Raw genomic sequence first — 12,854 nt, 5'->3', positions numbered from 1 at the left:
CAGATAGGCGATAAAGGATTAGCTGTGATTCAGCAAAGGTTTTCTCACGATACGAAATCCACATATTGGAGTGAAATAGACTCATGGCTGGCAAACGATTTATATTTGCATCCGAAATTCAAGCAATATTTTGACAGCCGTGCTGGGACTTGTACGGACGAGCTTTACCCAACAGTGACCATCCGACAAATCATGTGGGCATTAAAAATAAAACCATTGAAAAGAGAAAGATGGGAAACCGTCTTCGATAGACGAAACATTTAATTTATGGAGGACAGTATGAAACTGCTTACTGGATATTTGAACATTGACAAAGGGTCCTTAACTTATCCGGATTTCTTGATGATAACCGAAAACACTTGCAAAAACATCCGCGAGCGTTACTACGAAAAGTTAGATAAGGACACCGTATATACGTCGTTTACAATAGGACTTCGTGATGGTGAGATTTTGATACGAAAACTTCCATCATATTTTTGACAATGTCGGCAATGGCCGGAATCTGTTTCGTGAGCGGGATTACGATTCTTGCGGGAGGTAGGGCTTAATGACGGATAGCTTTGGAAACCTTATCTCCATGCTGGACTATGTGTTGTGTACCCGCCGCAGAAGGCATATTACCGGAGGCGTTCTTTTGAGCGTCTCCTTGCTTTTTGGTGGGCTTGCTTTAACAGCTATCACATTAAGGGCGGATATGGATAAGGAGGAAGATGACGATGAATAAAAATCTGCGTTTCATTCTCGGTTGGATCGGTGGGGCGGCCTGTGGGGTTTTGGCCACAAGAAAGTTTCTCCGTGACAAATATGAACAGCAGGCCCAAGAAGAGATTGATTCGGTCAAGGAGAGTTTTGCCAAACTGACCGAGAAGTATAAAAAGAGCAAAGAAAAGCTCAATGCGGTTTACGGTCAGAATGCTATCCCTACGGCCAAACCAGACTTGTCCGAGTATACGGCGAAACTGAACGAATTCCACTATGTGTCCTCTGCAAAGGAGCCGACTTCCGGCAGTGATATTGAGGTGATATCTCCAGAGGAGTACGCTGAAGACGACAGCTACGATACTATCAGCCTCACCTATTATGCGGACGGCGTCCTGGCAGATGACGATGACCGGCACATGGACGAAGAATCTATCCGAAACGCTGTAGGAGAGGATGCCTTCAAGTATTTTGGGGAATATGAGGAGGACACGGTATATATCCGAAACGACACGCACAAAACATACTATGAAATTTGCCGCGACGAACGGACATATGATGAGGTCTTGGAAGAGCGGCCATATCTTGAGGAGGACTAATGAAGGAGAAGGACGTACAGATGCTGTATTACGATTGGCTCTGTGCTCATATCGGCGAAAAAACTGGCGGATACAGCAAGCTGCTGGAATATCTCTATGCCCGGGATTTTACATACATAATCCCACTGGACGGGAACCGCGCGGCAGACGGCATCGACCTGAGATACAATTTCGGACGGGAAAAGGGTATTGCGGACTACATCATCGCAAGCTATCTGGATCACCGCCCTTGCAGCATTCTGGAAATGATGGTTGCGCTTGCCACTCGGTGTGAAGTACACATTATGGATAACCCCGAGTACGGAAACCGGACGAGTCAATGGTTTTGGGAAATGGTGCAAAATCTCGGATTGTCGAAGATGACAGATGGGAGATTTCGCCATGGGGACGCTGAGCGCATTATTAACCGGTTCCTCGACCGTGAGTACGGGCCTGACGGGAGTGGAGGACTATTCACTGTCGGGAGCGGTCATGGAGACATGAGGTCTGTTGAAATATGGTATCAGATGGAATGGTACTTGGACAGATTCGATTGATATTTTGTAAGAGAGGAGGAGAGCACTGGATGGTATGTTTGATTTTCTGATGATTTCAACTCGAAGTACAAAGCGCGGCGTGATAGAGATCTATCCTAAGTTCATCATTAAGAACAGCTCAGACTTAATGATACGAGGCGGAGACTTTTACGCTGTATGGCTTGAAGATCGGGGATTATGGTCTACTGACGAGCAGGACGTAGTCCGATATATTGATCGAGAGCTTGATATTTACGCAAAAGAAAACAGCCAGCGCTTTGACTCCAACATACAGGTTCTGCATATGTGGGACAATGAATCCGGGATGATAGACTCCTGGCACAAATACTGCCAAAAACAAATGTGGGATAACTACCACATGCTTGACGGCAAGCTGGTATTTGCCAACAGCCCGACAGACAAGAAGGATTATTCCAGCAAGAGGCTCACATATCCCTTGGAACCCTGTGAGACACCTGCCTATGACCGTCTGACATCGGTTCTGTATACCGACGAGGAGCGTCATAAGTTTGAATGGGCGATTGGCGCAATTGTTACTGGCGCATCAAAAAAGCTACAAAAGTTTATGGTGTTCTATGGTGCTGCCGGAACAGGTAAGTCGACCATCGTGAACATTATCGACCAGCTATTCGAGGGGTATTCCGTTGCGTTTTCAGCGAAGGAACTGGGTTCAGCGAGCAGTGCGTTTGCTATGGAACAGTTTCGGGCGAACCCGTTGGTAGCGATAGACAATGACGCAAAACTGTCTCGGATTGACGATAATACTCGCATCAACAAGTTGGTGTCCCATGAAGTTATGACTGTAAATGAGAAGTTCCAAAAGACCTATACGAATAGTTTTCAATGTTTCCTTTTCCTGGCCACGAACGAACCTGTGAAAATTACGGACGCAAAATCCGGCCTAATCCGGCGACTGATCGACGTAGTCCCAACCGGAGATAAAATACCGGTAAAAGAGTATAACTCGCTTGTGGAACAGGTAAAGTTCGAGCTGGGGGGTATTGCCTGCCATTGCCGGGATGTGTATCTCGCTGACCCGCACAGGTATGACGATTATATCCCAACTCGGATGTTGGGAGCGACTAATGACTTTTACAACTTTGTGCTGGACTCCTATCCCATTTTCAAACAGGACGATGGGGTTTCAGCCAGTGCGGCCTGGGCCATGTATAAAACTTATTGTGAGGAGGCAAGGGTGCTCAATCCATTATCCAGCAGGCCGTTTAAGGAGGAACTAAAGAACTACTTCCGTGAGTTCAAAGACCGGCCCACCCTATCGGACGGTACAAGACCTAGGCAGTATTATAGCGGATTTCGTTTTGAGAAGTTTATGTACGATCAAAACCAGGAAAGTGCAAATTCGGAAACAGGGCCGTCCTGGCTTAACTTAGCAGAGCAACCGTCTATATTTGATACTGTGTGTGCAGACTGTCCCGCTCAGTATGCGTCATCAAAGGATACGCCAACTAGAAAATGGGATAATGTTGTCACTAAGCTGTCGGATTTGGATACTTCAAAGGTTCATTATGCGAAGGTGCAGGAGGCTCATATAGTCGCCGACTTTGATATGGTGGACGAAAATGGTAACAAGTCTTTAGAACTCAACATGAAAGAGGCCGTCAAATGGCCACCAACATACGCCGAACTAAGCAAAAGCGGTGCCGGTATCCATCTCCATTACATGTATACAGGTGATGTGTCAAAACTAAGCCGGGTATATGACGACCATATTGAAATTAAAGTATTTACAGGCAAGTCTTCACTCCGCCGCAAATTGACAAAGTGTAATAATCTCTCAATATCGGAGATCAGCTCTGGCTTGCCATTGAAGGAGGACAGCAAAATTGTAAATTTTGAATCTATAAAAAACGAGAAAGGGCTTCGCACACTGATAAAGCGTAATCTCGCCAAAGAGATACACCCAGGAACGAAACCAAGTGTGGACTTCATCTATAAAATTTTGGAGGATGCATACAATGATGGCCTGAACTATGATGTGACCAATATGCGCGGTTCAGTCCTTGCTTTTGCGGCTGGCAGCACACATCAGGCCGATTACTGCATCAAACTTGTCAACAAGATGAAGTTCAAGTCGGACGAGCCGTCCGAGCCTATCGCTAATACTTTAGAAGAAAAGCCGCTGGTGTTCTATGATGTGGAGGTCTTCCCTAACCTATTCCTTGTGAACTGGAAGGTTCAGGGCGAGGGAAAGCCAGTTGCCAGAATGATTAACCCTAAGCCGAAAGAACTTGAGGAACTTCTTAGCTTTAGGTTAGTTGGCTTTAACTGCCGCCGGTACGATAACCACATCCTGTATGCAAGATATATCGGATATGATAATGAGCAGTTGTACAAGCTTTCGCAGAAAATTATATCCGGAAATTCAAACTGTTTCTTTGGGGAAGCGTATAACCTCTCCTACACGGATGTATATGACTTTTCCAGTAAAAAGCAGTCGCTCAAAAAGTTTGAGATCGAGCTTGGCATTCACCATCAAGAGCTGGGATTGCCTTGGGATCAACCAGTGCCGGAGGAGCTGTGGATCAAAGTTGCAGAGTATTGCGACAACGATGTTTTGGCTACCGAGGCGGTGTTCAACGCTCGTAAAGCTGATTTCACAGCTAGGCAAATTCTGGCCGACGTGGCTGGTATGACTGTCAATGACACGACCAACTCGCTGACTACCAGGATTATCTTCGGTAAGAACAAGAAACCGCAGAACGTCTTCAACTACCGCAACATGGGGGTAATTCCTACAGACGAGGCAGTATGTACCCATACTATCACTCCGGATGGTATCTTCTTTACCAATTTCGGAGACGAGGATTACACCGTATTTGACGAGTGTGGACGTCCTATCTTTCCGGGGTATAAGTATGAAAACGGCAAGTCTACATATCGCGGTGAAGAAGTTGGCGAGGGTGGATATGTCTACTCTGAGCCTGGTATGTACAGCAACATTGCCCTGCTTGATATAGCCTCTATGCATCCGTCGAGCATCGTTGCCGAGAAACTGTTTGGAGAAGAGTACACGCAGCGATTCAAAGATATTTTGGACGCTCGTATCGCCATTAAGCACAAGGACTTTGATAAAGCCCGGAAGATGCTGAATGGCGCTTTGGCGAAATATCTGAACGACGAAAATGCTGCTGCCGACTTGGCTCAGGCTTTGAAAATAGCCATTAACTCGGTGTATGGCCTGACTGCCGCAAACTTTGAGAACGCATTCCGCGATGCTCGGAACAAGGACAATATAGTTGCCAAGAGAGGCGCACTGTTCATGATCAACCTCAAGCATGAAGTACAGAAACGCGGCTTCACCGTTGCTCATATCAAAACAGATTCCATCAAGATTCCGGACGCAACTCCAGAAATCATTCAGTTTGTTATGGATTACGGTCAGCAGTACGGCTACAACTTTGAGCATGAGGCTACTTATGACCGTATGTGCCTGGTAAACGACGCCGTGTATATTGCTAAATACGCAACGGTTGAGCGTTGTGTTGATTTGTACGGGCAAGACTATGTACTCAACGCCAAGGATACAGTGAAAGACTGTAAGAAACATCCTGGCGAATGGACTGCTACCGGAACCCAGTTCCAAGTTCCCTACGTGTTCAAGAAACTTTTCAGCAGGGAAGACATCAAGTTCGAGGATATGTGCGAGACGAAATCGGTCAGCACCGCCATCTATATCGACCGTGATCCCGAGGAAGCCTTACGCTACATCAATAATCCAAACATGACTGTCGATACCGAGAGTGATATTTGGCTGGACAACAAGCATTTGCTGCACTTTGTCGGTAAAGTAGGCTTATTTACACCGGTAAAGCCTGGAGCAGGAGGCGGTACTTTGGTTCGTAAAAGCAAGGCGAAAGACGGTACAGATAAGTACGATGCCGTTACCGGGACGAAGGGGCATAACTGGATGGAATCCGAGATGGTGCGTATCTTGAACAAAGAAGACTATATTGACCGCTCTTACTATGATAATTTGGTTACTGAAGCGGCCGAGTCCATCTCAAAGCACGGTGATTTCGAGTGGTTCACATCGGACGATGTTTTGGAGGCTGCCAAGACCGCGTAAAACGCACGTTATATAACGAAAGGGAGAGGACCTTAGAGGTTCTTTCCCTTTATTTTTTTCAAGGGAGGCCAGATTATGGCTCGCAAAGATATACCCAATATCATTATTGAAGAAGCTAATATCCTGTTCCGTAACTTCGCCGGTAAGGCGGACAAGTACAACCGTGAAGGCAACCGCAATTTCTGTGTGATTATCGACGATACGGAACAGGCGCAGAGACTCTTGGAAGACGGATGGAATGTTCGCATTCTTCCAGCCAGGGATGAAGACGAGGAGCCTCGCCATTACATCCAAGTAGCCGTGAGTTTCAAGAACATTCCGCCCCAGGTGCATCTGCTGACAGAACGGCAGCGTCGTAGAAAAGAGGCCGGAACACGACTGGACGAAGAGTCTATCGTATGCCTTGATACGGCAGATATTGTGAACGTAGATCTTATCATTCGTCCATACGAGTGGGAAGTCAACGACAAGAGAGGCGTCAAAGCCTATCTGAAGACCATGTATGTAACCATCGAAGAAGACGAGTTTGCTGAGAAGTACGCAGCTTTGGAGGGGCCTGCTGACGACTAAGCAAATGGATATTTTCGGAGTGCCGTCTTTACATGACGTGTTAAATGTCCAGTAAACCGAGATAAGAGGAAACAGCTCCATGTAAACTGAAAGGAGAATCTAGCATGGCGAAGTATAAGAAACCGGATTGGAAACCGAATGATGCGCCAAATAGCTGGAATGCTCGCAAAGAAAAGAAACATCCCGAACCATTAAAAAAGTCCAGTCATTACCCATGGAGCTCTAGCGAAAACGTTTCGACATCGCTCAATCATCAAGGGGAGTTTTCGAAAAAGATAAAAACTCTTGCGTATAGCAGACCCCTTTTTGAAGTGTGGAATGATTTTGTTATGCTTGCGTCCTGCGCCATATCCAATGCGTTTGACAGAATGAATTTCGAACAGCGTGAGAATCTCTATATGCGTATTATCAGTAAGTATAGGGACAACGACCGTTATGTGTTTACAGAGTTACTTACGCTAATAGTTGACGCGCTGGAAAAGAATCCAGACCAGGACTTCCTCGGGAGTATCTTTATAGAGTTAGGGCTGGCCAATAAGCACAACGGACAATATTTCACACCGTACGATGTTGCAAAAGCTATGGCAGAGATAACTCTTGGTGATGTTGAGGACACCTTGGCCAAGAGTGGAGCTGTTACAATACATGACTCATGCTGCGGCAGCGGCGCTCTTTTAATTGCATCCATAAACGTAGCGCGTAAGAAGTTAAGTTGTAGTGGGGTAAATTTCCAAAACGTTGTCTTTGTTTCGGCTCAAGATATTGACCCAACTGTGGCGGCCATGTGTTACATCCAGCTTTCACTTCATGGTGTAGCGGGGCACGTTAAGGTTGGAAACGCCCTTGTGGAGCCTGTAGCGACTACAGATTACTTCGAGAATTACTGGTTTACACCTATGTACTTTTCTGATGTATGGCGTACCCGGAGAACAATTGCGGCATTCATGGACTTGATAGGGGGTATTGACAATGAAAAAATTTGACCTCGGTATGCTTGTAGCAACGCTCGGGGTAAACAGCCGCATGGCATTCGACACGAGTTTTCGCGTATTTGTAACAACTTCGTTACAACGATACGAAGCCTGCGATTGGGGCACTCTTAGCAACGAAGATAAAGCTCAAAGCGAATATGCGGTCGAGCATGATGAACGCATCATGGGGCAGTACGAGTGTTCCGGTCAACCCAAAATATGGATCATCACCGAACCGAATCGGAGCACCACTACGGTTCTATTTCCTGAAGAATACTAAGGAGGCTATCATGAGAGTGATTTTGACACAGGAAGACTGCCGGTGCAAATTGGTAGATTTCTATGAAACTGTAGCAAAAAGGGCAGGAATTAAGTTCGATGACAATTCCATGTTCGACTGCCGGAAAATTCTGATTACAAAAAGGGTCCAATTTGAAATCAGGTCTTATTATCACGAACAGGGTATGACTGAGGAGGAAATCGGTATCACTCTTGCTCAGTATGGACCAAAAGCGTCATTGCAGGAAACCTTGGAGACGCCGTACATAGCCGAGATTCAGGACGGCTTTATCACCGAGTATCCAAGGTCTAGTGTGTAGATGAGTATTGAACTTCGTAATCACCAGCTTGACGCGGTGAAGCGAATGCGTAACGGCTGTATCCTTTGCGGCGGGGTCGGTTCTGGCAAGTCCATGACGGCCCTGGCCTATTATTATCTTGAACAAGGCGGAGATCCCATCAGTTTGACGGGCGGCGAATATATGCCAATGGATGATACCAGAATTCAAGACCTATATATCATCACTACCGCCAGAAAGCGCGATACGCTGGAATGGAACGGTGAACTCATACCGTTTCTGATGACCGCTGGCACTGAGAGCAAACTATACAATCATAAAGTAATAATAGATTCCTGGAACAATATAGGAAAGTATTCGGATGTTACAGATGCTTTCTTTATATTTGATGAACAGAGGGTGGTTGGCTCTGGCGCATGGGTCAAAGCGTTCCTAAAAATCACCGTGCGGAACAACTGGATTCTTTTATCAGCAACCCCAGGGGACACATGGTCTGACTATATTCCGGTGTTCATTGCTAACGGATTCTATAAAAATCGAACGGAGTTTATCCGCGAGCATATCATTTATAAGCGGTTCAGCAAGTTCCCGCAAGTAGACCGGTATGTTAACACCAAAAGGCTTATTCGACTGCGCGACCGCATCTTGGTAGACATGGATTTCGACAGACAAACTGTTTCCCATCACGAGGATGTACATGTCGGGTATGATGTTCTTGCCTATAAAGCGATAAAACGTGACCGTTGGAATCCGTTCGAGGATAAACCCATCAAAGACACTGTCTCGGACACCTATTCCTGTGATATCTGTGGGTTTGAAATGCAATGGGACGCATCTGACTTAATTCACGGTTAGATGTGGGAGTGTGATAAATGCGGCTATACATTTTGCTCAAAGTGCTTTATTGACCGTTACGGACGTGAGGAATACACGAGGATGATGCAGAAGAGCGACTTCGTTTACTGTCCATCCTGTTGGAAGAAAGTGCGGAAAAAGCAGGCGACAGTGCCACCGTTACCAGAAAGTCAGAGGTGCGACAATGCCTAAGTACCCACGGAACCATGTGGATGTCGAGTATTACGTCCCCGGACGAAAGCGGCGGGTAGCTGGCTCAACGAAACCAACAAGCGACTTTCTGGTGATGATTCACCAGCGGCATCCAACCGCAACCATCAGGCAGATATACGCCATAATAACCGACCGGAGCACATGGCTCCCAAACCTAGAAGCCATGGCGGTGTTGGAGGCACACATAAGAGCGGGCTATGGCGACCGCATACCGGATTGGAGGTGAGCAGAGAGGAGCAAACCGAGTAAGACGGGGACAAGCCTGTTCTTGTATATTTGAAAGGAGAAGAATCAATGTTTACAAACTTCAAAAAGGCGATTCAGGACCATTTCGCAAAACTAAGTGAAACGGCTGACCATATCTACCAGGTGGAAGTGGACAAGGACGAGTTGTGGAATCTGTACCTGAATAGTTTCCCGGACGGAACAAATGAGATTTACAGAGAGCGCCGTGAGTACGATTGCAGCTGCTGCCGTCAGTTCATTCGAACAATCGGTAATGTTGTGTTCATCCAGGACGCCATTGTCCACACCATTTGGGAGCTTGAGGGCCTCGGCGCTAAATTCCAGCCCGTCGCGGATGCTTTGGACGCTTTCATCAAGGAACACGCTGTTACAGACGTTTATATTTCCAAGTTCACAAAAATCGGCACCGATAAGAACCATGAGCAGTTTCCTGATGGCGGAGTGCATACGTGGGAGCACTTCTATTTAGAACTCCCCTCCAAATTTGTGGACAAAAGCCATCGCTCAGTTGGCGATATACAGGGCTCATTTCGTGACACTAAGAATGTGTTCATGCGGTCTCTGGAAGAGATTACGGACGATGCCGTCGACACCGTGCTGGAGCTGATAGGTCAGAAGTCCCTCTATAAAGGTGAGGAATGGCAGCGTGCTTTGGAAGAGTTCAAGAAGTATAAGACAATGTATGCTGCCACTCCGGACGAGCTCCGGGACAACTTTGTTTGGGAACAGTCTGCAAAGGCAGGTATGACCATTGGCCGCATCCGCAATCACAGCATGGGCAACCTCTTGGTGAACATTAGCCAGGGGATGAATCTGGACGAGGCGGTTTGCAAGTATGAGGCAATCGTAGCCCCTACAAACTACAAGCGGCCGAAGGCGATTTACACGAAGAAAATGCTGGAGGATGCGAAGAAGACGATTTCCGACCTTGGATATTTGCCGTCCTTGGGTCGAAGGTTTGCTACTCTGGACGACATTACAGTGAACAATATTCTTTTCGCTAACCGTAATGCTACACAGCGTATTCAGCCGGTTAATGATATTTTCAGCGAGATGGAGCGTGACATTTCTGTCGATCCTAAGAAATTTTCTCGGGTGCGGGAGATTTCGATTGAGGACTTCGTCAAGAACGTGCTCCCAACGGCCACTTCTGTGGAGGCCTTGCTGGAAAACCGACACGCAGCCAACATGGTCTCGCTGATTGCTCCAACTGAAAAGGACAGCCGGTCCATGTTCAAGTGGGCTAATGGTTTTAGTTGGGCGTACGCCGGCAATATCACCGACAGTGATATCCGAGAGAATGTTAAGATGGCTGGCGGAAAGGTAGACGGTGTACTTCGGTTCTCTATCCAGTGGAATGACGAGGATTACTGCCCGAACGATTATGATGCTCACTGTCGACTTCCCTATGGTAATAAGATTTTCTTTGGCCGAAAGCGGGACCCAATTACTTGCGGCGAGTTGGATGTGGACATTATCGATCCTCGAAGAGGTACTCCAGCGGTAGAAAACATTGTGTGGCCCAGCCTGTCTAATATGCGAAAGGGAACGTATCTGATGTATGTCCACTGCTATTCCTATAGGGGTGGCAAAAGTGGATTTAAGGCAGAAGTAGAGTTCGATGGAACAATCCATTCCTTCGAGTACAATAAAGGACTGCGGAATGGAGAGGTTGTCAAGGTTGCAGAAGTGACCTATGATCCTGCTACAGGTTTCGCGATTAAAGAACTACTTCCCTCATCCGTGTCCGGACGAGATATTTGGGGCCTAAAGAGCAATCAGTTCATTCCGGTCTCTGTTGTTATGTACTCGCCAAACTATTGGGATGAGCAGGATGGCATCGGCCATCGGCACTATTTCTTCATGCTTAAAGACTGTGTCAATCCGGAACGGCCAAATGGGTTCTATAACGAATTCTTGAAACCGGAACTGGAGCAGCACCGTAGAGTCTTTGAGGCACTCGGAAGCAAAGCCGCAGTTCAGGATGTAGCCAATCAGCTATCTGGTCTGGGTTTCTCCGCTACAAAGCGGAATAATCTGCTAGTCAGGGTAACAGGAGCCACCGAGCGTGTCCTGAAAATTATATTTTAATAGGAGGCACCAAAAATGAAAAACTTAGACATGTTCGAGATCGCAGTTCGCAACAAGTACCGTTTCCCCTTTAAGGGATCTATCTCCGTGGAAGATCTCTGGGACCTGTCAGTCCATCAGCTGGACAGCATCTTCAAGACTCTCAAGTTTCAGGAGAAAGGAGCGCAAGAGGAAAGCCTTCTGAATACCCACACGCCGGAAGACCAGGTTTTGATGACGAAAATCGACATTATTCGGCGCATCGTCTCCGTCAAGCAGGAAGAAGCTAAGCAGGCTGAACATGCCAAGGAGCTGCATGACCAGAAACAGAAGATTCTTGGTATTCTCGCTGACAAGCAGGATGAGGATCTTCGGAACAAGACTCCTGAGGAGCTTAAGGCTATGCTGACTCAGCTCGATTAAGATGAAAGAAGTGGAGAAGGGCCCTGGGAAACTGGGGCTCTTTTCTTTATATTTTGAAATAAGGAGATTTTGTATGAAAGATGTAATAATTACCGTAATAAACAATGTCACAATGCTGGGTATTGCCGCTATCTTGAGCGCTACCCTTGTAATACTTGCACAGATTTGCTAATCGTAAGAACTGTATGATGCTGGATACAGAAAAACTGAAGAATAGAGAACGTTCTTTGAGAGGAGCATAGTGATGATAAAAATTGAAAACATCCAGGTTGTTGGTCTGGAGCCTGCCATCCGCGGAATGCGGAACCCGATGAACAGTTGGGACAAGTCAGACAGTGATTATCGAATCGTGTTAAGTAAGAAATGCGATGCATGCGGAAGATATATGCTTCCGGATGACGACTCCTGCGACGGTTGCGAAATTAACGACATGCAGTTCAATTTCGAGGGGTATACAATCGGCCCTAACGATCGCGACCTGATGCTGCGTCTCGCCAGGCAAGGCCCAGTCCATGGCAAGTACCGCCGGATGATTGTGGTGTATGTTGACATAACCGCCCCGCTCTACTGGTGGAAACAGTTCGATACCTATCAGGTTGGTACTGTAAAAAACTCCTGCTCTACCATGCACAAGATTCACGCTAAGGAGTTTACATTGGAGGATTTTTCCAGCGAGTATCTAATTTGTTGGGGGGACGTTGAGAAGGAAGTTCTTGTTGCTATGAAAGGCGTCCTTGACGCTTTGAACTTCGCCCGCAATAAGTATCTTGAAACGAAGGACGAAAGATACTGGTACCAGATGATCCAACTCCTACCTAACAGCTACAACCAAAAACGGACGGTCATGCTGAACTACGAGGTCCTGGCTAATATCTATCAGTATCGCTGGAATCACAAGCTGGACGAATGGCGAGAGTTCTGCGTGTGGATAGACTCCCTACCCTACAGCGATATTATCGCTTGCAGTTCATATGGTGAAGACCGTGAATAAGCAGCTGAGAAAGCGG

12 protein-coding genes are annotated in these 12,854 nt (G+C 46.7%); all 12 read left to right on the top strand.

Going from position 1 to position 12,854, the window contains the following annotated elements:
• Positions 1 to 547: 547 nt before the first annotated feature.
• The 12 genes from VSQ30_RS14940 to VSQ30_RS14885 all read left to right on the top strand — a co-directional run bounded on the left by VSQ30_RS14940 (position 548) and on the right by VSQ30_RS14885 (position 12,838).
• Positions 548 to 724, top strand: a complete 177-nt coding sequence (locus VSQ30_RS14940) for a histidine kinase (RefSeq protein WP_161474034.1) — start codon at positions 548 to 550, stop codon at positions 722 to 724.
• Complete coding sequence (locus VSQ30_RS14935; protein ID WP_334465051.1) at positions 717 to 1,298, top strand: hypothetical protein; 582 nt, start codon at positions 717 to 719, stop codon at positions 1,296 to 1,298. Before VSQ30_RS14940 ends, VSQ30_RS14935 begins: the two co-directional genes overlap by 8 nt.
• Positions 1,299 to 1,318: 20 nt before the next feature.
• Entirely contained in the window at positions 1,319 to 1,834 is a 516-nt protein-coding gene (locus VSQ30_RS14930) for a hypothetical protein (protein ID WP_334465049.1), read from the top strand.
• 34 nt (positions 1,835 to 1,868) lie between these two features.
• Positions 1,869 to 5,921, top strand: a complete 4,053-nt coding sequence (locus tag VSQ30_RS14925; protein WP_334465048.1) for a DUF5906 domain-containing protein — start codon at positions 1,869 to 1,871, stop codon at positions 5,919 to 5,921.
• A 75-nt stretch (positions 5,922 to 5,996) separates the two neighbouring features.
• Positions 5,997 to 6,491 carry a hypothetical protein gene (locus VSQ30_RS14920; RefSeq protein WP_161474030.1) on the top strand — a complete coding sequence of 165 codons (495 nt, stop codon included), beginning with the start codon at positions 5,997 to 5,999 and terminating at the stop codon, positions 6,489 to 6,491.
• 104 nt (positions 6,492 to 6,595) lie between these two features.
• Positions 6,596 to 7,474: an N-6 DNA methylase gene (locus VSQ30_RS14915; RefSeq protein WP_334465047.1), complete on the top strand. Its 879-nt coding sequence runs from the start codon at positions 6,596 to 6,598 to the stop codon at positions 7,472 to 7,474.
• Positions 7,461 to 7,742, top strand: coding sequence for a hypothetical protein (locus tag VSQ30_RS14910; protein ID WP_161474028.1), 282 nt, complete (start codon positions 7,461 to 7,463; stop codon positions 7,740 to 7,742). The genes VSQ30_RS14915 and VSQ30_RS14910 overlap by 14 nt, the downstream gene beginning before the upstream one ends.
• 10 nt (positions 7,743 to 7,752) lie before the next feature.
• A complete protein-coding gene (locus tag VSQ30_RS14905) occupies positions 7,753 to 8,061 on the top strand; it encodes a hypothetical protein (protein ID WP_334465046.1) in 309 nt (102 codons plus the stop codon).
• Positions 8,062 to 8,895 carry a hypothetical protein gene (locus tag VSQ30_RS14900; RefSeq protein ID WP_334465044.1) on the top strand — a complete coding sequence of 278 codons (834 nt, stop codon included), beginning with the start codon at positions 8,062 to 8,064 and terminating at the stop codon, positions 8,893 to 8,895.
• A 507-nt stretch (positions 8,896 to 9,402) separates the two neighbouring features.
• The gene (locus VSQ30_RS14895) at positions 9,403 to 11,445 is read left to right on the top strand and encodes a DUF8224 domain-containing phage-derived protein (RefSeq protein ID WP_334465042.1); all 2,043 of its coding nucleotides are present in this window, start codon (positions 9,403 to 9,405) and stop codon (positions 11,443 to 11,445) included.
• 15 nt (positions 11,446 to 11,460) lie between these two features.
• Positions 11,461 to 11,847: a hypothetical protein gene (locus VSQ30_RS14890; protein WP_334465040.1), complete on the top strand. Its 387-nt coding sequence runs from the start codon at positions 11,461 to 11,463 to the stop codon at positions 11,845 to 11,847.
• A gap of 244 nt (positions 11,848 to 12,091) precedes the next feature.
• Positions 12,092 to 12,838: a hypothetical protein gene (locus tag VSQ30_RS14885; RefSeq protein WP_161474018.1), complete on the top strand. Its 747-nt coding sequence runs from the start codon at positions 12,092 to 12,094 to the stop codon at positions 12,836 to 12,838.
• The last annotated feature ends 16 nt before the right edge of the window (positions 12,839 to 12,854 follow it).

It is taken from the genome of Acutalibacter sp. JLR.KK004 (assembly GCF_036941085.1).
Lineage (GTDB): Bacteria > Bacillota > Clostridia > Oscillospirales > Acutalibacteraceae > Acutalibacter.
This window is presented reverse-complemented; position numbering and strand designations above follow the sequence as displayed.

Coding starts and splice junctions, on each gene's coding strand:
- VSQ30_RS14940 (WP_161474034.1), top strand. CDS start 548: ATGACGGATAGCTTTGGAAACCTTATCTCCATGCTGGACTATGTGTTG.
- VSQ30_RS14935 (WP_334465051.1), top strand. CDS start 717: ATGAATAAAAATCTGCGTTTCATTCTCGGTTGGATCGGTGGGGCGGCC.
- VSQ30_RS14930 (WP_334465049.1), top strand. CDS start 1,319: ATGCTGTATTACGATTGGCTCTGTGCTCATATCGGCGAAAAAACTGGC.
- VSQ30_RS14925 (WP_334465048.1), top strand. CDS start 1,869: ATGTTTGATTTTCTGATGATTTCAACTCGAAGTACAAAGCGCGGCGTG.
- VSQ30_RS14920 (WP_161474030.1), top strand. CDS start 5,997: ATGGCTCGCAAAGATATACCCAATATCATTATTGAAGAAGCTAATATC.
- VSQ30_RS14915 (WP_334465047.1), top strand. CDS start 6,596: ATGGCGAAGTATAAGAAACCGGATTGGAAACCGAATGATGCGCCAAAT.
- VSQ30_RS14910 (WP_161474028.1), top strand. CDS start 7,461: ATGAAAAAATTTGACCTCGGTATGCTTGTAGCAACGCTCGGGGTAAAC.
- VSQ30_RS14905 (WP_334465046.1), top strand. CDS start 7,753: ATGAGAGTGATTTTGACACAGGAAGACTGCCGGTGCAAATTGGTAGAT.
- VSQ30_RS14900 (WP_334465044.1), top strand. CDS start 8,062: ATGAGTATTGAACTTCGTAATCACCAGCTTGACGCGGTGAAGCGAATG.
- VSQ30_RS14895 (WP_334465042.1), top strand. CDS start 9,403: ATGTTTACAAACTTCAAAAAGGCGATTCAGGACCATTTCGCAAAACTA.
- VSQ30_RS14890 (WP_334465040.1), top strand. CDS start 11,461: ATGAAAAACTTAGACATGTTCGAGATCGCAGTTCGCAACAAGTACCGT.
- VSQ30_RS14885 (WP_161474018.1), top strand. CDS start 12,092: ATGATAAAAATTGAAAACATCCAGGTTGTTGGTCTGGAGCCTGCCATC.